The 17,793-nt window shown below is 68.7% G+C and carries 18 protein-coding genes; 11 read left to right on the top strand and 7 right to left on the bottom strand.

What is annotated here, in order from left to right:
* The first annotated feature begins 32 nt into the window (after positions 1 to 32).
* The 6 genes from FB475_RS16290 to FB475_RS16265 all read left to right on the top strand — a co-directional run bounded on the left by FB475_RS16290 (position 33) and on the right by FB475_RS16265 (position 5,206).
* Positions 33 to 986 (top strand): GlxA family transcriptional regulator, encoded by a 954-nt coding sequence (locus tag FB475_RS16290; protein ID WP_141856894.1) that lies wholly within the window; start codon positions 33 to 35, stop codon positions 984 to 986.
* Positions 986 to 1,402 carry a GNAT family N-acetyltransferase gene (locus FB475_RS16285; RefSeq protein WP_141856892.1) on the top strand — a complete coding sequence of 139 codons (417 nt, stop codon included), beginning with the start codon at positions 986 to 988 and terminating at the stop codon, positions 1,400 to 1,402. Before FB475_RS16290 ends, FB475_RS16285 begins: the two co-directional genes overlap by 1 nt.
* 148 nt (positions 1,403 to 1,550) lie before the next feature.
* Positions 1,551 to 2,564 carry an acyltransferase family protein gene (locus tag FB475_RS16280; RefSeq protein ID WP_185759271.1) on the top strand — a complete coding sequence of 338 codons (1,014 nt, stop codon included), beginning with the start codon at positions 1,551 to 1,553 and terminating at the stop codon, positions 2,562 to 2,564.
* 54 nt (positions 2,565 to 2,618) lie between these two features.
* On the top strand, positions 2,619 to 3,314 hold the full coding sequence (locus FB475_RS16275) for a PadR family transcriptional regulator (RefSeq protein ID WP_141856888.1): 696 nt from the start codon (positions 2,619 to 2,621) through the stop codon (positions 3,312 to 3,314).
* Positions 3,315 to 3,461: 147 nt separating this feature from the next.
* Positions 3,462 to 4,442, top strand: a complete 981-nt coding sequence (locus tag FB475_RS16270; protein WP_141856886.1) for an ATP-binding cassette domain-containing protein — start codon at positions 3,462 to 3,464, stop codon at positions 4,440 to 4,442.
* Positions 4,439 to 5,206 carry an ABC transporter permease gene (locus FB475_RS16265; RefSeq protein WP_141856884.1) on the top strand — a complete coding sequence of 256 codons (768 nt, stop codon included), beginning with the start codon at positions 4,439 to 4,441 and terminating at the stop codon, positions 5,204 to 5,206. Before FB475_RS16270 ends, FB475_RS16265 begins: the two co-directional genes overlap by 4 nt.
* 17 nt (positions 5,207 to 5,223) lie before the next feature.
* Here FB475_RS16265 and FB475_RS16260 read toward each other — a convergent pair whose 3' ends face one another.
* Entirely contained in the window at positions 5,224 to 6,282 is a 1,059-nt protein-coding gene (locus FB475_RS16260; protein WP_141856882.1) for an adenosine deaminase, read from the bottom strand.
* Between the two features lie 160 nt (positions 6,283 to 6,442).
* Here FB475_RS16260 and FB475_RS16255 point away from each other — a divergent pair, with 160 nt between their 5' ends.
* Together FB475_RS16255 and FB475_RS16250 are read left to right on the top strand one after the other, a co-directional pair.
* Positions 6,443 to 8,143 carry an ABC transporter ATP-binding protein gene (locus FB475_RS16255; RefSeq protein ID WP_238332176.1) on the top strand — a complete coding sequence of 567 codons (1,701 nt, stop codon included), beginning with the start codon at positions 6,443 to 6,445 and terminating at the stop codon, positions 8,141 to 8,143.
* Entirely contained in the window at positions 8,130 to 9,917 is a 1,788-nt protein-coding gene (locus FB475_RS16250) for an ABC transporter ATP-binding protein (protein ID WP_141856878.1), read from the top strand. Before FB475_RS16255 ends, FB475_RS16250 begins: the two co-directional genes overlap by 14 nt.
* On the opposite strand, the gene FB475_RS16245 is transcribed toward FB475_RS16250, so the two are convergent.
* Positions 9,914 to 10,381, bottom strand: coding sequence for a nitroreductase family deazaflavin-dependent oxidoreductase (locus tag FB475_RS16245; protein ID WP_185759270.1), 468 nt, complete (start codon positions 10,379 to 10,381; stop codon positions 9,914 to 9,916). The two genes, FB475_RS16250 and FB475_RS16245, sit on opposite strands and share 4 nt — an antisense overlap.
* 112 nt (positions 10,382 to 10,493) lie before the next feature.
* Between FB475_RS16245 and FB475_RS16240 the strand changes: the two genes are divergently transcribed.
* Positions 10,494 to 11,180 carry a TetR/AcrR family transcriptional regulator gene (locus tag FB475_RS16240; protein WP_141856876.1) on the top strand — a complete coding sequence of 229 codons (687 nt, stop codon included), beginning with the start codon at positions 10,494 to 10,496 and terminating at the stop codon, positions 11,178 to 11,180.
* Here FB475_RS16240 and aat read toward each other — a convergent pair.
* Positions 11,173 to 11,838, bottom strand: coding sequence for a leucyl/phenylalanyl-tRNA--protein transferase (gene aat, locus FB475_RS16235; RefSeq protein ID WP_141856874.1), 666 nt, complete (start codon positions 11,836 to 11,838; stop codon positions 11,173 to 11,175). The two genes, FB475_RS16240 and aat, sit on opposite strands and share 8 nt — an antisense overlap.
* 156 nt (positions 11,839 to 11,994) lie before the next feature.
* Between aat and FB475_RS16230 the strand changes: the two genes are divergently transcribed.
* A complete protein-coding gene (locus FB475_RS16230; protein ID WP_141856872.1) occupies positions 11,995 to 12,690 on the top strand; it encodes an EcsC family protein in 696 nt (231 codons plus the stop codon).
* A 14-nt stretch (positions 12,691 to 12,704) separates the two neighbouring features.
* On the opposite strand, the gene FB475_RS16225 is transcribed toward FB475_RS16230, so the two are convergent.
* Together FB475_RS16225 and FB475_RS16220 are read right to left on the bottom strand one after the other, a co-directional pair.
* Positions 12,705 to 13,469: a helix-turn-helix transcriptional regulator gene (locus FB475_RS16225; RefSeq protein WP_238332175.1), complete on the bottom strand. Its 765-nt coding sequence runs from the start codon at positions 13,467 to 13,469 to the stop codon at positions 12,705 to 12,707.
* 196 nt (positions 13,470 to 13,665) lie between these two features.
* Positions 13,666 to 14,592: a hydroxymethylglutaryl-CoA lyase gene (locus FB475_RS16220; protein WP_141856868.1), complete on the bottom strand. Its 927-nt coding sequence runs from the start codon at positions 14,590 to 14,592 to the stop codon at positions 13,666 to 13,668.
* A 52-nt stretch (positions 14,593 to 14,644) separates the two neighbouring features.
* On the opposite strand from FB475_RS16220, the gene FB475_RS16215 reads away from it, so the two are divergent.
* Positions 14,645 to 15,289: a GNAT family N-acetyltransferase gene (locus tag FB475_RS16215; RefSeq protein WP_141856866.1), complete on the top strand. Its 645-nt coding sequence runs from the start codon at positions 14,645 to 14,647 to the stop codon at positions 15,287 to 15,289.
* 173 nt (positions 15,290 to 15,462) lie between these two features.
* Here FB475_RS16215 and FB475_RS16210 read toward each other — a convergent pair whose 3' ends face one another.
* The gene (locus tag FB475_RS16210; RefSeq protein WP_141856864.1) at positions 15,463 to 16,785 is read right to left on the bottom strand and encodes a hypothetical protein; all 1,323 of its coding nucleotides are present in this window, start codon (positions 16,783 to 16,785) and stop codon (positions 15,463 to 15,465) included.
* Positions 16,785 to 17,612, bottom strand: a complete 828-nt coding sequence (locus FB475_RS16205; RefSeq protein ID WP_141856862.1) for a DUF8175 domain-containg protein — start codon at positions 17,610 to 17,612, stop codon at positions 16,785 to 16,787. The genes FB475_RS16210 and FB475_RS16205 overlap by 1 nt, the downstream gene beginning before the upstream one ends.
* Positions 17,613 to 17,793 lie beyond the last annotated feature (181 nt).

Below are 17,793 nucleotides of genomic sequence, written 5' to 3'. Positions count from 1 at the left end.
ATAGTCCGACAAATTCCTGCCATACTGGTCGGATGCTGCGCAAGATCGCCGTCGTGCTGATGGAGGACATCGCCCTGTTCGAGTTCGGCGTGCTGGCCGAGGTGTTCGGGCTGGACCGCACCGACGACGGCGTGCCCCCGTTCGACTTCAAGGTCTGCTCGACCACGCCGGGTGTCCCGATGCAGACGAGCAGCCACTCCCAGGTGATCGCGCCGTATGGGCTGGACGAGCTCGAGGACGCCGACCTGGTCGCGGTTCCGGCCACGAACTGGCGGCAGGCGTACGACGAACGGGTCCTGGACGCGCTCCGGAAGGCCGCCGCGCGCGGCGCGATCCTGCTCAGCGTCTGCTCGGGCGCCTTCGTGCTCGGCGCGGCCGGGCTGCTCGACGGCCGGCCGTGCACGACCCACTGGAGGTACGTGGATCGGTTCCGCCGGGAATTCCCGACCGCGAAGATGGACCCGGACGTGCTGTTCGTCGACGACGGCAACGTCATCACCAGCGCCGGTACGGCGGCCGGGATCGATGCCTGCCTGCACCTGGTGCGGCGCGAGCTCGGCAGCGCGGTGGCGACCCGGATCGCCCGCCGGATGGTCGTCCCGCCGCAACGCGACGGCGGCCAGCGGCAGTACGTCGAGGTGCCGGTGCCGGAGTGCTCCGCGGAGAGCCTGCAGCCCGTGCTGAACTGGATGGTCGACAACCTGACCATCGAGCACACCGTGCCGGCCCTGGCCCGGCGCGCGCAGATGTCCGAACGGACCTTCGCCCGCCGCTTCGTCGCCGAAACCGGTACGACGCCGCTCAAGTGGGTTACCACCCAACGCGTGCTGCGCGCCCGCACGCTGCTCGAACAGACCCGGATGGGCATCGAACAGATCGCCACCGAATCAGGATTCGGAACGGCCGCCCTGCTCCGGCACCACTTCCGTAGAGTGGTGGGCGTGCCACCACAGGATTACCGTCGTACGTTCCAGACCGCAGGCTGATGGTCAGCTACCGCAACGCCGTCGCCGCCGATGCCCCTGCAGTGCTGGAGTTCTGGGCGACTGCCGCCGAGGACTCACACCGTCCGCCGGACTCGACCGACGCCGTCCTGCGCCTGATCGCGCGCGATCCGCAGGCGCTGATCCTTGCCATTGACAACGATTCCGTGGTCGGCTCGATCATCGTCGGCTGGGACGGCTGGCGCTGCCACCTGTACCGGTTGGCGGTCGCGCCGACGCACCGTCGGCAGGGCATCGGCCGCGAACTCGTCGCCCGCGCCGAAGCGACGTTCACGTCGTACGGCGGAACCCGCGCCGACGCGATGGTGCTCGACGACAACACCCAAGCGCACCGCGTCTGGTCCACGGCCGGCTATGCACCCCAGCCCGAATGGTCCCGGTGGGTCAAGCCACTGTGATGTGAGGAAGGCATCACCGAACGAATTTGCGTCGCCACCCCTTGCCCTGCCTAGGGTCGCAGGGGGTAGCAGCGACGTAGATGGAGTGGTTGTGACGACGCCGGACCGGCCCCCGGGCAGATCCGCACGGAGGTTGAGCTGGGACGTCGTGCGCGTGCTGGCGGTGCTCGCGGTGATGTTCACGCACACGACGTACATGGGTCCGTTCCTGCATCCTGAGCTCGGTGCGCCGCTCGGCAAGTACCCGTTCCAGGTCGGCGCCAGCGTGCTGCTCGTGATCAGCGCGTACTTCGTCTGCGTCACGATCCGGAAGGGCTCCACGTCGAGGTGGTTGTGGCGGCGCGTCTGCCGGGTGCTCCCGCCGTACCTGGCCGCCGTACTGATCACGTACACGCTGCTGATCTACTTCGGGCCGGACAACTGGATCCTGCCCACCCGCCGCGACCTGTGGGCGAATCTGACGCTCGCGGCGTCGTTCGACCCGAGCGTGCAGCTGATCGACGGCTCGTACTGGACGCTGCCGCTGCAGCTGATGGCCTTCGGCGCGGCGGCACTGCTGTGGCCGCGCGGCCTCGGACCGCGGATCACCACGCTGCTGTGGATCATGATCGTCGCGCCGGTCGCACTGCAGTGGAACGGCCGGATCGACCACAGCCCGTTCTGGGTGGTGCAGGCGTGGAACGGCCTCGGCCTGCATCGGCTCCAGCTGTTCGCGATCGGTATCGCGATCTGGCTGTGGTCACAGCGGCGGATCGGCGTACTGCACCTGTCCGCGCTCATTGTCGCCACGGTCTTCGCCCAGCACGCGCACACCTCGGACCTGCCGTCGTCGCTCGGCATCGGCGTACTGCTGGTGCTCGTCGCGCTGGCCGCCCGTGGGCGGGACTGGACCGTGTTCGCGCGGTTCCGGCGGCCGATCCAGTTCCTGGCGCGGATCTCGTTCGGGTTGTACCTGCTCAACCAGGTGGTCGGGTACCTGATCGCGTACCGGCTGATGGAGCTTGGCGCGGGCCGGTTCACCCAGATCGCCGGCGCCTCGCTCGGCGTGATCGGGCTTGCCTGGCTGCTCACGAAGTACGTCGAGGAGCCGGCGTACCGCGCCCTCGCAGCGCTCCGGATCCGCGGTCTGGGGGCGCGGGCGTTCGCCTGGCTCAATACTTGACATCGAATACCCGGTCGCTAATACTCGATTTCGAGTAATAGCGATGGAGGTGTGATGGCCAGGCGCAAGGTCGGCAACCCGTTGGCGTTCGCCGTGCTCGGCAGTCTCGGCGAGCGGCCCATGCATCCCTACGAGATCTCCACGATGCTCCGGGCCCGCGGAAAGGACCAGAGCATCAAGGTGAACTACGGATCGCTCTACTCGATCGTGTCCAGTCTGGAGAAGCACGGCTTCATCGAGGCGCTGGAGACGGTCCGCGAAGGAAACCGGCCGGAGCGGACGGTGTACCGGATCACCGAGGCCGGGCAGGCCGAGTTCGAGGACTGGCTGGTCGAGCTGGTCGGTACGCCGTCCCGCGAGTTCCACCCGCTGGAGGCGGGGCTCGCCTACCTGCCCGCGCTGTCACCGGACCGGGCCGTCGAGCTGCTCGAGCAGCGGCTGACGGCGGTCGACAACGAGATCGCCGAGACCGTCGCGACGCACGAGAAGATGGCGGGGGCGGAGTTCCCGCGGATCTTCTGGGTCGAGTCGGAGTTCCGGCTGGCGCTGCTGCGCGCGGAGTCGGCGTACGTGCACGAGTTGGTCGACGAGATCCGGACCGACACGCTCGGCGGGTCCAGGTACTGGCGGATGGCCTGGAAGCACTACCTGGAGGAGGGCATCCCGCCGGGCGAGCAGTTGAAGGATCCGGTGAAGTACTTCGGGGAGGAGTTCGCCTGGATGCAGGCGGTGCCGCCGGAAGCACGATAGTTGGGCGGCCCTCGATCCACGGTGCGGCAACACCAGGATCAAGGGCCGCGGTTCCTCGAGTCGGTCCGAAGACCTGGCACCCAAGGCGCACACATCAGGATAGCCAGCCCGACGACCGGCTCCCGCACCCACAAGGGAGTCAATCTGATGGCTACGCATGCCGTCGAAGCGGTCGACCTGGTCAAGACGTACCCGGCCGGCCGGAAGAAACCACCGCTCCGGGCGCTCGACGGGCTGACCGTCACCGTGCCGGAGGGCGTCGTCCTCGGCCTGCTCGGGCCGAACGGCGCGGGCAAGTCGACCACGGTGAAGATCCTCACGACGCTGTCCCGGGCCGACTCGGGCAGCGCGCGGGTCGCCGGGTACGACGTACAGCGTGATCAGGACAAGGTCCGGCACGCGATCGGATACGTACCGCAGAAGTCCAGCTCGGACCCGATGGCGACCGGCCTGGAGAACCTCGTACTGAGCGGGCGCATCTTCGGGCTGTCCCGTTCCCAGGCTGTTCAGCGGGCGCGCGAGTTGCTCACGCGGTTCGATCTGGCGGAGCACGGCTCGCGGCCGGTTCGCACGTACTCCGGTGGCATGCAGCGAAAGCTGGATGTCGCGCTCGGGCTCGTGCACCGGCCCAAGGTGCTGTTCCTGGACGAGCCGACCACGGGCCTCGACCCGGAGGCGCGGGCCGATCTCTGGAACGAAGTACTGCGCTTGTCCGGTCAGGAAGGGCTGACCGTGCTGCTCACGACGCACTACCTCGAGGAGGCCGATCGGCTGGCCGGGCAGTTGGCGATCGTCGACCACGGCAAGATTGTTGCCGAGGGCACCCCGGAGACGTTGAAGGCGGCGCTGCGCGGGGACTCGGTGCATGTCGAGCTGGTCGATCCGGATACCGACGGTTCCGTTCGTTCGCTGTTGCGGCAGTTGCCCGGGATCGGCGAGATCGTTGTCGAGGGCAACACTTTGCGGGCACGGGTCGACCACGGCGCGACCGCCGTACCGGCTGTGCTGGGAGTCCTTGAGGACAAGGCGATTCCGGTGGTCGCGGTGACCGTGTCGCGGCCGTCGCTGGACGACGTGTACCTGCAGTACACCGGTCGCTCGTTCAAGGTTGCGGAGGAGGCGGCATGATCACGCACACCGGTCTCGTTCTCGGGCGGTGGACGCGGGCGTCGTACCGGCAGCCGGCGTTGATCGCGTTCACGTTGGTGCAGCCGGCGATCTGGCTGTTGTTGTTCGGGCAGCTGTTCCAGGGCGTCGTACGCATTCCTGGATTCGGCGACTCGTCGTACATCGCGTTCCTGACGCCGGGGATCGTGATGATGACGGCGCTGATGACGAGCGGCTGGAGCGGTACGTCGTTCGTGCAGGACATGGAGCGCGGGGTGATGGACCGGATGCTCGCGTCACCGGTCAGCCGCGGCGGGTTGATGGCGGGGCAGTTGCTCAGCAACGCGACGACGACGTTCATCCAGACCGTGCTGGTGTTCCTGATCGGGTTCGCGGCGGGCGCGCGGTACGACGGCGGGGTCGGCGGCTATCTGGTGACGATCCTTGCATCGGTACTGGTGGGGCTCGGGTTCGGCTCGCTGTCGAACGCGGTCGCGCTGCTCACCCGGCAGCAGAACGCACTGATCGGGATCTCGCAGTTCGTGTCGCTGCCGCTCACGTTCATGTCGTCGATCATGATCGACCCGACGGTGGCGCCGCACTGGGTGAACGTCGCGGCCCGCTTCAACCCGGTCGACTGGGCCACCATCGCCGCCCGCCAGTCCCTGGCCGCCTCGCCGGACTGGTCGACGGTCTGGCGGCATTGCGTTTATTTGCTGGCCTTCACGCTGATCGTGGCCTGGCTCTCCACCCGAGCGTTCCGCACGTACCAGCGCTCAGTTTGACGCGAACTTTCCTTCCCTCAGTTTGAGGCGTACCAGGGCTTGATGATGTTGTCGATCAACGCGAGTCGTTCGTCGAAGGGGATGAAGGCGGACTTCATCGCGTTGATCGCGAACCACCTCAGGTCGGCGAGGTCGTAGTCGAACGCCTCCGCGAGCAGTGCGAGTTCGCGGCTCATCGACGTACCGCTCATCAACCGGTTGTCGGTGTTCACCGTGACCCGGAAGCGGAGCCTGGCGAGCAGCCCGATCGGGTGCTCGGCGATCGACGCGGCCGCGCCGGTCTGCAGGTTCGAGCTCGGGCACATCTCCAGCGGGATCCGGCGGTCCCGGACGTACGCCGCCAGCCGCCCGAGCTCGACCTTGTCGCCGTCGTGGGTGATGTCGTCGATGATCCGGACGCCGTGCCCGAGCCGGTCCGCCCCGCACCACTGGATCGCCTGCCAGATCGACGGCAACCCGAACGCCTCGCCGGCATGGATGGTGAAGTGCGCGTTCTCCCGCTGCAGGTACTCGAACGCGTCCAGGTGCCGGGTAGGCGGGTACCCGGCTTCGGCTCCCGCGATGTCGAACCCGACGACCCCGGCGTCGCGGTACGCCACGGCCAGCTCGGCGATCTCCATCGACCGGGCCTTGTGCCGCATCGCGGTCAGCAACTGCCGTGCCACGATCGGCCGCTCGGCAACCGCCATCCCGTGCTCGAACCCCTCCCGCACGGCATCCACCACCTGCTCGAGCGTCAGCCCCTTGGTCAGGTGCTGCTCCGGCGCATACCGAACCTCTGCGTACACCACCCCGTCCGCCGCCAGATCCTGCACACACTCACTGGCCACCCGCTTGATCGCCTCAGCCGTCTGCATCACCGCGACGGTGTGATCGAACGTCTCCAAGTACCGCTCGAGCGACCCCGAGTCCGCCGACTCCACAAACCACTCCCCCAGCTCAGCCGCCTCCCCCCGAGGCAACCGATGCCCCACCTCCCGAGCCAGCTCCAACACCGTCCCCGGCCTCAACCCACCATCCAGATGGTCGTGCAGAAGAACCTTCGGCGCCGCATTCAACAGCTCAGGCGTAATCATCCAGCCATAGTGCCATCCGGCAAACGTTCAAGACGGGGGGTGTGGGTGGTGTCATCGTGGGGGGATGGGCAGGTGGTTGCGGGGTCGGCGGGAGTGGCGGCTCTTTGCGGTGTTGCCGCGGGCTGATCGGGGGCTTGCGGTGGCTTGGTGGGTGTTGCTGGTGGCTCGGGGTGCGCTGCCGGCAGTGTTCGCGGTTGCCATGGGGTGGTTGGTCGGTTCGGTTCAGCACGGGGACGCGCTGGCGGCGCCGTTGGGGTTGATGGGTACGACGTTCGTGTTGCTGCAGGTGTTGACGCCGGTGCATCAGGCCGTCAGCGCCAACCTCGGTAGCCGGGTGTCGTCGTACCTGAATGACGCGTTGGCGAAGGCGTGTGTCGGCCCGCCGGGGATCGGGCATCTGGAGGATCCGGGGCTCAGCGAGGATCTCGTGGTGGCGCGGGAGTTCGACCACGGGCAGACCGGGCCGCCGATGTATCTGAACGTCGACTTCGTCGCCGGCAGTCTGGTCGAGCTCGTGGGAGGCATCGCCTCGGCGGTCGTGTTGTTCGGGTTCAGCTGGTGGGCGCCGCTCGTACTGGTTGTCGCGTGGGGCGCCACGCACTGGCTGCTGCGCGAGAGCGGCGTCTGGAAGGACCGCAACACTGCCGAGGTTCGCTCCGCGCAGCGGCACGCCAACTATGCGTACGAGCTGGCTGTCGAGCCGGGTGCGGCGAAGGAGCTACGGCTGTTCGGGCTCGCGGATTGGACGGTCCAGCGGTTCACCGAGCGGCGCCGGCGCCTGTTCGAACTGCAGTACGCCGCCACTCGACTGCGGGAACGACCAATGATCTGGAGCCTGTTGATCGTTGTGGTAGCCAACGGTCTGGTGTTCTGGGCACTCGGCGCGGCCTCGATCGGCGGTGATCTCCCGCTGGATCGGCTGGTCGTGTTCGCGCAGGTCGCGATCGGTGTCGGGATGATCGCGTTCGGCGGGCTGAACTGGGCGCTCGACGGAGCGGCCGCACCGGTCGTCGCCGTCGAGCGGCTCGAGCCGGCGATGGCACCGGCTGGGGCGTTGCGTTCGGGCCACGTCGCAGGCGGCCGAGGCGCGGTCGAGGTTCAGCTGCGCGGCCTGCGGTTCGGTTATCCACAGGGCGAGCGGCAGGTGTTCGACGGGCTCGACCTGACCATCCCGGCCGGATCGTCCCTCGCCGTCGTCGGGCAGAACGGCGCGGGCAAGACCACGCTGGCGAAGCTGCTCTGCCGGTTGTACGACCCCGACTCCGGATCGATCCACGTCGACGGCACCGACCTGCGGGACCTCGACATCGACGCCTGGCGGACCCGGGTGGCCGCCGTCTTCCAGGACTTCCTCAAGCTCGAGCTCCCGCTGCGGGACAACGTCGCACCGGCCGGCGCGCCCGAGGAGGACATCCGCGCGGCGCTCGCGGACGCCGGCGCCGCGGACCTCGCCGACCTCGACACCCGGCTCGCCACCGGCTACGGCGACGGCACCGACCTGTCGGGCGGCCAGTGGCAACGGGTCGCCCTGGCCCGGGCGCTCTGCGCCGTACGCCAAGGAGCCGGACTCGTACTGCTCGACGAACCGACCGCGCAACTCGACGTCCGCGGCGAGGCGGCGATCTTCGACCGGATCCTGACCGCGACCCGCGACGTCACCACGATCCTCATCTCCCACCGCTTCTCGACAGTCCGGCACGCCGATCGGATCTGTGTCCTCGAACACGGTCGCGTGGTGGAACTCGGTAGCCACGACGAACTGATGGCGCTCGGCGGCCGGTACCGCACGATGTTCGACCTGCAGGCGCAGCGCTTCACCGCCGAGGTCGACGAGGAGGGGCTCAGCTATGACACGCTCTGACGACCTGCCTCGCGCGCTGCCGGCGATGTGGCGGCTGTGCAAGCTCGGCTACCAGCACGAGCCGTGGCTGCTGCTGGCGGCGTTCTTGATGACGCTGCTGGCCGCGGTACCGGACGCACTGCTGGCCTTGTGGCTCAAGCTCCTCGCAGACGGTGTACTGCACCACGACCGACGGGCAGCACTACTGGCTGCGGGCGGACTGGCGTTGTCGGTCACCGCGACGTGGTTCCTCAGGACGTTGTCCACCAGGATCTCCCGGCGGTTCCGCGACCGCGTGACGATCATGCTGGAGGCACACGTCGCCCGGTTGCAGGCGTCGGTCGCCACGGTCGAGCACCACGAGCGACGCGATTACCTGGACCGCCTGTCGGTGCTGCGCAAACAGGTGTTCGTACTGGACCACATGTACATGTCGCTGTTCTCCACCTGCGGCTGGATCCTGCGCCTCGGTGTGACAGTCGCTCTGCTCATGTCGATCCACCCGGCACTCGCTCTGCTACTTCTGTTCGCACTACCGACCGTCCTCAGCTCCAGTTGGCGACCAGGCGTCGAGCGCGAGGTCGAGGAGCAGTACGCCGCCCACTTCCGTCTCTCGCAGCACCTGTTCAAGACAGCGACCACACCTGCACCGGGCAAGGAGGTGCGTGTGATCGGCATCGGCCCAGACCTGGTCCGCGGGCGGCAGCGCGAATGGGAGCAGTGGTACCGGCCGATGGCCGCGGCCCGCTGGACCAGCGCAGTGTGGCACGGGCTCGCCTGGGCAGTGTTCGGAGCGGCGTACGTCGGTGCTGTGCTGTTCGTCGCGTCCGGCCTGCACGGCTCTGTGGGACAGGTGTTGCTGATCCTCGCGGCCGGCGCACGGCTGTCGTCGTACATCGGGGCGACCGTCGGTGAGATCGGCTTCCTGCGCGGCATCTGGCTGGACGGTTCACGACGGCTCGTCTGGCTGGAGAACTACGCGGCCTCGTTCGACCGTACGGCGGATCAGCCGGCGCCCGAGCGGCTCGTCGACGGCATCCGGCTCGAGCAGGTCTCGTTCTCGTACGCCGGTTCCGAGCGGCCCGCGCTGGAGAACGTCGACCTGCAGCTACCGGCCGGCAAGGTGATCGCGGTCGTCGGCGAGAACGGTGCGGGCAAGTCCACGTTGGTGAAACTCGTCTGCAAGCTCTACGAGCCGTCCGGCGGACGGATCCTGCTCGACGACAGGCCGCTCGCCCGGATCCCTGCGGAGGCGTGGCGGGAGAAGATCGCCGGGGCGTTCCAGGACTTCTTCCGGTTCGAGTTCCGCGCGGCGCACAGCGTCGGGCTGGGCGACCTGCCGCGGCTGGACGACGTACCGGCGGTGACGACCGCGGTCGGGCGCGCCGGGGCGGAGGACCTACTGGAGCGGTTGGAGTCGGGGTTGGACACGCAGCTCGGTTCGACCTGGCCGGACGGGGCGGAGATCAGCTTCGGGCAGTGGCAGAAGCTGGCGCTGGCGCGCGGGTTCATGCGCGACCGGCCGCTGCTGCTGGTCCTCGACGAGCCGACCGCCGCTCTGGACGCCGAGACCGAGCACGCCTTGTTCGAGCGGTACGCCGCGGCCGCGCGGGACAGTACCGACGGCCGGATCACGATCCTGGTCTCGCACCGGTTCTCCACCGTGCGGATGGCCGACCTGATCGTGGTCCTTGACGGCGCCCACGTGGTCGAGACCGGCACCCACGACGAGCTGATGGCCCGCAACGGTCACTACGCCGACCTCTACCGGATCCAGGCGGCCGCTTATCACTAGTTGATCTTGAAGACCGGGACACCCGGGGCGATGTGGTGCAGGACCTCGTCGGGGGAGTTCTTGGTGACGTCGCCCTGGAAGAACGTGCCGACCTCCCAGGACCACTCCTTCAGGTACATCCGCAGCGCCGGGATCTTGTCCGCGTCGGCAAGCTCCTCGGCCCGGAAGGTGTCGATCCTGCGACCGAGCTGCAGCCGGCCGGTGCCACTGGCGCGCAGGTTCTTCACCCACTGCGTGTGGCCGCGTGGCGCGACCAGGTAGCGCTGTCCGTCGACGGTGAGGAGGTTCACCGGGGTGCTGCGCCACTCGCCGGATTTGCGGCCCTGGACGGAGAGCACCCGACTGCCCATCACGCTGATGCCGAGCTTCGTCAGACCGGCGACGATGCGGTTGAAGACACGCATGCTGCCCTCGGCGACGGTGATCACGCGCTTGCTGTCGTAGGTCTGCTTGTACTCGGTCATGTCGGGTTCCTTCGGTCTTTGCGAGAGCGGTGCTCTCTGTTGTGATCAGTGAACCCTAGATCGCCGATCACTGTCAAGAGCAGTGCTCTCGGTTATGTGGCAGACTGGCGGTATGAACGCCGGACGAACTGCCCGTGAGCGTGCCCGGGCCGAGCTGACGGAGGAGATCAAGGCGGCCGCGCGGCAGCAACTGGCGACCGTCGGCGCCGAGGCGCTCTCGCTCCGGGCGATCTCCCGCGAGCTCGGCATGGTGTCGTCCGCCCTCTACCGGTACTTCGCGAGCCGCGACGAGCTCCTCACCGCGCTGATCATCGACGCGTACGACGCCCTCGGCGCGGCCGCGGAGGCAGCCGCCGGCGCGGGCGATCCGGTCGACGAGTGGATCGCGATCTACACCGCCGTACGGGACTGGGCGCGGGCCAATCCGCAGGAGTACGCGCTGATCTACGGGTCGCCGATCAGCGGGTACCAGGCGCCGCAAACCACGGTCGAGCCGGCGAGCCGGGTGCCGCTGCTGCTGCTCGGGCTGCTCCAGCGTGCGCAGGCGACGGGCCGGCTCGTCACGCCGCCGGACGCCCCGGAACCGTCGGGTGTGCTGGCCGAGCAGACGAAGGTACTGGTCGCGCTGGCTCCCGACGTACCGCCCGCGATCCTGGTGCGGACCGTGATCGTGTGGACCCAGCTGTTCGGGATGCTGAGCTTCGAGCTCTTCGGTCAGCTGGTCGGATCGATGGACCCGGCGGACGAGTTCTTCGCCTCGGCCTCCCGGCAGATGGCGGCCTTTGTGGGGCTCAGCTGAAGGCCTTCGGGAGCGGTACGTCGAGGGCGCGCGTGACCCGTCGTACGTAGGTCTCACGGGGGATCGAGACCGCGCCGAGCGTGGCGAGATGGTCGGTGACCCACTGGATGTCGAAGACCCGGTCGGCGGCGTACTCGTCGTCGAGCAGCTCGATCGTGCCCGCGACGGCCGCCTTCGAGCCGTCGGTCTTGTGGTGGAACATCGACTCACCTGCGAACAGCCCGCCGATCGCCACGCCGTACAGACCGCCTGCCAGCTGGTCGCCGTCCCAGGCCTCAACGGAGTGCACCCAACCGAGCCGGTGCAGCTCGGTGTACGACGCGATGATGTCGCTGTCGATCCACGAACCCGGGCGGCGTGGGTCCGCACACGCCCGGATCACCTGGTCGAACGCGGTGTTGACCCGGATCTCGAACTTCGCCCGCGCGCGCCGCAACGACCGCGACGGCCGGTAGCCGGCGACGTCGATCACGCCGCGGTCCACCGGCGACCACCACAACACCGAATTCCGGTGATCCGGCATCGGGAACAGCCCCCGCCGGTACGCCGCCAGCACGGTCCCCGGGGCGAGATCGGCACCGCCCGCTACCACGTCACTGGCCCCCGCCACACCAACCGGCGGGAAGTCCCACTGAGACGGAGCAGGTTCGATCGGCACGCATCCATTCTCACCTAGGGCATGTCGCTCGGTCCGGCGTAGGGCACACCCTCGGGGGACACCAAGGGTTTGTCCCGAGTGGCGTAGGGGTGGGAGACACGTACAGTTGAAACACGTCCGGGTTCTGACGCGTGGGGCCGGGCGGGAAGGAGCACCGTGGCCGGAGTAGCCAGGTTCGTCGCCAGTAGTCTCGCGCCCGCCGCCCAGCGGTTCGCCCCGACAGCAGCGGGCGGCGTGTTGCGCCAGATCCTCGAGGTCGCGATCGACGGGTACCAGCGGTTCCCGGGCGCGGAGCGGATCGCCGACACCAAGCTGGAGCGTTGCGACGGCGACGTCACGCTCGCCATCGACGCGGTCATCGACCAGCACATCCGGCTGGCCGGCGTCCAGGGGTTCGCGACCAGCATCGGCGGTCTCGTCACGCTCCCGGTCGCACTGCCCGCGAACCTGACCGGTCTCGCGGTCGTGCAGTGCCGGATGGTGGCGGCGATCGCCCACCTGCGCGGGTACGACCTGGACGACCCCCGGGTCCGGACCGCCGTCATCACCTGCCTGCTCGGCGAGGAGGGCGTCACCGACCGGCTCCGGAAGTCGAGCCTGGTCTCGTCGCCGCTGGCGATCGCGACCGCCCCGGTCTTCGACCCGGAGCTCGACCGCCAGGTGTCGGGCGAGGTCGTGGCCGAGCTCATCGGCCGGATCAGCGGCAAGCGGATGGCACTCACGATCACCCGACGCGTCCCGCTCCTCGGCGGCGCCGTCGGCGCCGGCGTCGACGGCTGGTCCACCTACCGAGTCGGCCAATTCGCCGACAAAAGCCTAGTCCGCCGAATCCGCCGCCCGATCGAGCAGTAGCAGCTCCCGGTAGGTCAGACCTGTCGGGCCGTGGCCTCCCGGCGGGTCAGCGGGAGTTTGGCGCGGGTCTCCTCATCGGCGGGGGACTCGATGAACAGCAGCAGGTCCGGGTGCGCGGACACGGCCAGCTCGGTGATCGTGAGGCGTACCTCGCCGACGTCCGGGTTGGCGATCCGGCGTACCCGCGGCGTACAGGCCGCCACCTCGTGCTTGGACCACAGCAGATCGAACTCGGGACAGATCGAGCGCAACCGCGCGAGGTCGGTCTCCCAGTCCGGGTCGCCGACGTGCTCGCCGTAGGCCGACCTCAACCGGCCGACCAGGTACGGCACCTCGGTGTCGTAGTTGAGCAGCTGCTCACGGGCGGTCGGCTCGGTGATGATGCACCAGAGCAGGTTCTTGTGGATGCAGGGCAGCCGGTGCCAGTCGTGGAACAGGTCGTTGTACGCACGGTTCGCCCGGACGATGTCGAACCGGGTGTTGGTGATCACCGCCGGTAGCGGATCGAGCGCCTCGACGATCTCCTCGAACACCGCCTCACTCGCGCAGTCCGTCGTCCGCGGCAGCCGCATCGGTGTCGCCTCAGCCAGCCGGTACAGATGCTCGCGCTCGACCGGCGTCAACCCGAGCGTCGTCGCGACCGCGTCCAGCACCTGCCCCGACACGTTGATCGGCCGCCCCTGCTCGAGCCACGTGTACCACGTGACGCCGACCCCGGCGAGCTGCGCCAACTCCTCCCGTCGCAACCCAGGCGTCCGCCGCCGCCCACCCCCAGGCAAACCGACATCCTCAGGCGCCACCCGCCCCCGCCGCGCCTTCAAAAACTCCCCAAGCTCAACCCGCTGCGCACTCACCCACCCAGCTTCCCCCACCCCACCGACACTTTCACCCGTTTACAACCCTGTGGATAACCAGAGCTGAGGTGAAGCGGGAATCGATAGACTTGAAGCGGAAAGGGCAGGGGCGAGGCAGCGGTCAGCCGGCCAGGGCTTGGACCACTCGGCTGGGTGACGGTTTGCCTAGTTGTTCGGCCATCCAGGTGCTGGTGGTGACGAGTTTTTCGAGGTCGACGCCGGTGTGGATGCCGAGGCCGTCGAGCTGCCAGAGGAGGTCTTCGGTGGCGAGGTTGCCGGTGGCGCTCTCGGCGTACGGGCAGCCGCCGAGGCCGCCAGCGGAGCTGTCGACCGTGGTGACGCCTTCGCGGAGCGCGGTGAGGGTGTTCGCGAGAGCCTGCCCGTAGGTGTCGTGGAAGTGCACCGCAAGCTTGTCCACAGGCACCCCGGCCGCACCGAACGCCTCGATCAGCGCGCTCACCTGACCCGGCGTCGCGACCCCGATCGTGTCGCCGAGGGACAGCTCGTGACACCCGAGCTCGACCAGCCGCGCGCCGACCTTGACCACCTGATCGATCGGTACGTCGCCCTCCCACGGGTCGCCGTAACACATCGACACGTACCCACGGACCGCCAGCCCGGCGCCCAGCGCCCGCTCGATCGTCGGCGTGAACATCGCGAACTGATCGTCCAGCGTCGAGTTGAGGTTCTTCCCCGCGAACGTCTCCGTCGCGCTGGCGAAGATCGCGATCTCCCGGACACCGGCCGCCAGCGCGCGATCGAGCCCGCGCTCGTTCGGCACCAGCACCGGGGCGCGGACGCCTTCGGGCAGGTCGAGCCGTTCGAGGAGCTCGGCCGCGTCGGCGAGCTGCGGTACCCACTTCGGGTGCACGAAGCTGGTCGTCTCGATCGTGGTCAGTCCCGCGTCGACCAGCCGATTGATGAACTCCGCCTTGACCGCCACGTCGACGATCGCCGACTCGTTCTGCAACCCGTCCCGGGGACCGACCTCGTAGATCGTGACCCGCTCGGGCAACCCCTCGGCCGTGACCAGCTGCGGTTCGCGCATCCTGCCGCCTCCTCTGCGAGCGCGCCACGGGATCTCCGCGACAATGCTCCTGATGACAACTCTCGCTGCCATTCTGCGCGCCGCCGAACACGGCACGTTCCCACCCCCGGATCTCAGCGTCTCCGTCGTACCCCCGCCGTCCGACCGCGAGTACTGCGTGGTGTCGTTCACCGGCCACATCGTGATCGCCGCGGACGTCGACCCGGCGTGGGTTGCGGAGCACCTACCGCCCGGCGACCTGTCCGCCCCGACGAACCCGCCGTTCCTCTCGGCCCTCGAGAAGCTCACCGGCCGCCGGGTCAGCGCGCTCGACGCGATGCTGCTCGCGCCCGCGCTCACCGACGAGGCCGAACGCACCGCCGCGACCGCCGGCCTCACCGAGCTGCACGACCTCGCCCATCCTCGAGTCGACCGCGCATGGCGCTACCGCGACGACGTCCGGGCATACGTCGACGCCCACGAAGGCATGGTCCTCACCGGGCGCGGTCTGGCGGACCGTCTCGAGTGCGCCATCGAAGTACCCCCGAACGCCCGCCTCCAAGGCCACGGCCGCCGCCTGGCCCTGGCCGCCCGCGCCCTGATCCCCAGCACTGCGTCGATCTGGGCCCAGATCACGCCCGGCAACGCGGCCTCTCTCCGCACGTTCCTCGCGGCCGGCTACAAGCCGATAGGTTCCGAAGCCCTGCTCATCAAGTAACTCCGCATGAACAATCAACAGATTGTTGCCACCAGCCCCAAAATCCACACCTGTGGAAAACCCTGGGGAAACCGGCCCCCGGCACCAACTGCGCTGGGGCCGGCGGTTCCGCAGTGCGGTGCTGAGTCACCAGCTATCAGTCGGGCCAGCGGATTCCGGAGTCCGGCGCTCAGTCACCAGCTGCCGGTGGGGCTGGTGGGTTCTGAGGTGCGGTGCTCGGTTGATGGGTGGGGATTGCTGCGGTGGTTGGAGCTCGAGGTACGGGGGCTTGGGCGGCGGGACATTGGTCCACTGGCAGACGGCGGTGTGATCGAACCGCCGCCTGACTCACCGGCGGAGTGTGACGCTGCACCGGCTATACCACCGGCCGCCTTCCGGCTTGCGGCGAGGCCGATGGCTGCCGCGCCGGCCACAGCACCCGCCGCACCCGCTGCCTTTGCACCGACCGAAGTCGCACCGGTCGCACCCCCGCCGGTCGCTCCACCGGTGCCCCCCGCAGTCGCGCCGCCGGCTGAACTCCCGCCGCCACGGCTGGTGCCGAACCCGGCGCCGGAACTGCCGACGCTGACCGCACCGCTCGCGAGTCCGCCCGGGTCGGCGACGGAACTGCCCATGCCCGCGCTGCCACCCGCCACCGCCGCGGTCACCGGCACCATGAAGCGCAGCAACGCCGGCAGCGCGAAGATCGCGAGCAGCAGCATCATCATCCCGGTCATCGCCCGCACCACGGCGTCGCCCGCGCTCATCGCGGGGTCGTGGGCCACCTTGAGAGCCGCCGCATAAACGAGCGCCGCCGCCGGTTTGTAGGCGATGAAGGCCAGCGACCAGCCGCAGAACTTCTTGAACCAGTTCCGCCCGATCTCGGTGTTCGTCGCCGCGGCTGCGAGTGGGAACGCCCCTGCCAACAGCACCAGCAACGCTGACCGCACGAGCATCAGGACGATCTGGATCAACGATGCGAGGATCACGCTCATTCCGGTGGTGATACCGAGCAGCGCCGGCATGCCGTCGGCGACCAGGCTCTGGGCCTGACCATCACCGCTGACGGAGCCACCGAAGGCCGCGGCCAGCGACAGGTCCTTGCCCGCCTGGTCGATGATGGCGACCGAGAACCCGTCCGACCAGGCCGACAGCACCTGCATCGTGGCGGCCCCGGCCGTACCCACCACGACGAACGTCAGAATCGCCTTGAGCAGCTCCTGCAGTGGTTGTGCCCGCTGCTCCCAGGCGATCCGGATGCCGGCAATGATGATCGCGATCGCGAACACGGCAGCGGTGACGCTCAGCAGGCTGCCCTGCAGGAACTGGACCGTGCCGGTCGCCCGGTCGTGCTGGTCGGCAAGAGCGGGCGTACCCGGCCGGAGCCAGAAGGTCATCGAGTCCAGCGTGCTGAGCGCGCCCGCGGTCACCTGAGCCTGGAGTTGGTCCATCGCACTGGTCGCTACCGACTGGATTGCCTCTTCGACGTGGCAGGTGATCGCCAGCTTTCCGCACATCAGACACCACTCCAGGCAACGAAGTCGGACAGGTCACGGTGCTGGGCGAACGGTGCACCGACCGGATCGCCGACTGCGGGCGGTTTCAGCCGCCAGTCACCCTCGTGCCAGATCAGGGTGAGCGTGAGGCTCGCGTAGGCGGACTGGACCGGCGTGGCGAGCATCAGGACCACGCGGTCCGGACCGGTGTCGATCAGGTGATACCCGGCCAGCTGCGTCACCGGGTACCCGCTCGACGAGTCCTCCGACTGCAGCTCGCGGATCAGCGCGTCGGTGTCGGGTCCCGGAACCATCAGCTTGCGCGCGGCGGCAACCCCCACCTCCTGATCGGACAGTGCCGCGAAGGCACTGTAGGCGGCATAGACCGCGCCGGTCGGCGAGTGGGCGAAGCACCGGCGGAACCCGTCGGAGTCGGTGACGGCAGGCCCGTACGTCGACGAGCGGGGTACGACGACCCGCCGGCTGACGTCCCAGCCGTCCACCGCCGGCGGCTTGACGGGCACTGTCTGATCACCGGTCGGGAGGTTGCAACCGGTGCCGCTGCGCGGGCGCCCGGCGGCGGTCGAACCGTCCGGAGTCGCAGGCCCCACGGGCTCGACGGCCCCTGGCTGAGTCCCCGCAGGCTGAGTCCCGGCGGGCTGAGACTGCCCCGCGGGCTGGGTCTGTTCCGCGGCGTTGGGCTGGGCGCGGTCCAAGGAAGTCGTGGCTGGTGACGTCCGGCCGCCGATGAGCATCAGCGCACCGCAGACGAGGACCGCCCCGACGACGATGCAGGCGGCGATGAAGCCGGCGCCGTACGGCGACTTCTGGTTGCTGTCCTTGCTCATTCGGGCTCCCCGATCCGGTGGTCCATGACCTCGCGAATCAAGGGTGGCAAAAATCGTCCGACCGCCGCGGAAGTTATCCACATGGATGATGGGTTCGCTGGCCGGATGACTCAGTTATCCACCGTCACCGGCAACAGGGGTTGACTTCGGGCTGATCCGTCTCCGGCCGGCGAGCTGCACG

The sequence above is a fragment of the Kribbella jejuensis genome (genome assembly GCF_006715085.1).
Taxonomy (GTDB): Bacteria; Actinomycetota; Actinomycetes; order Propionibacteriales; family Kribbellaceae; genus Kribbella; species Kribbella jejuensis.
The sequence above is the reverse complement of the archived record's forward strand: the minus strand, read 5'-3'. Positions and strand labels throughout refer to the sequence as shown.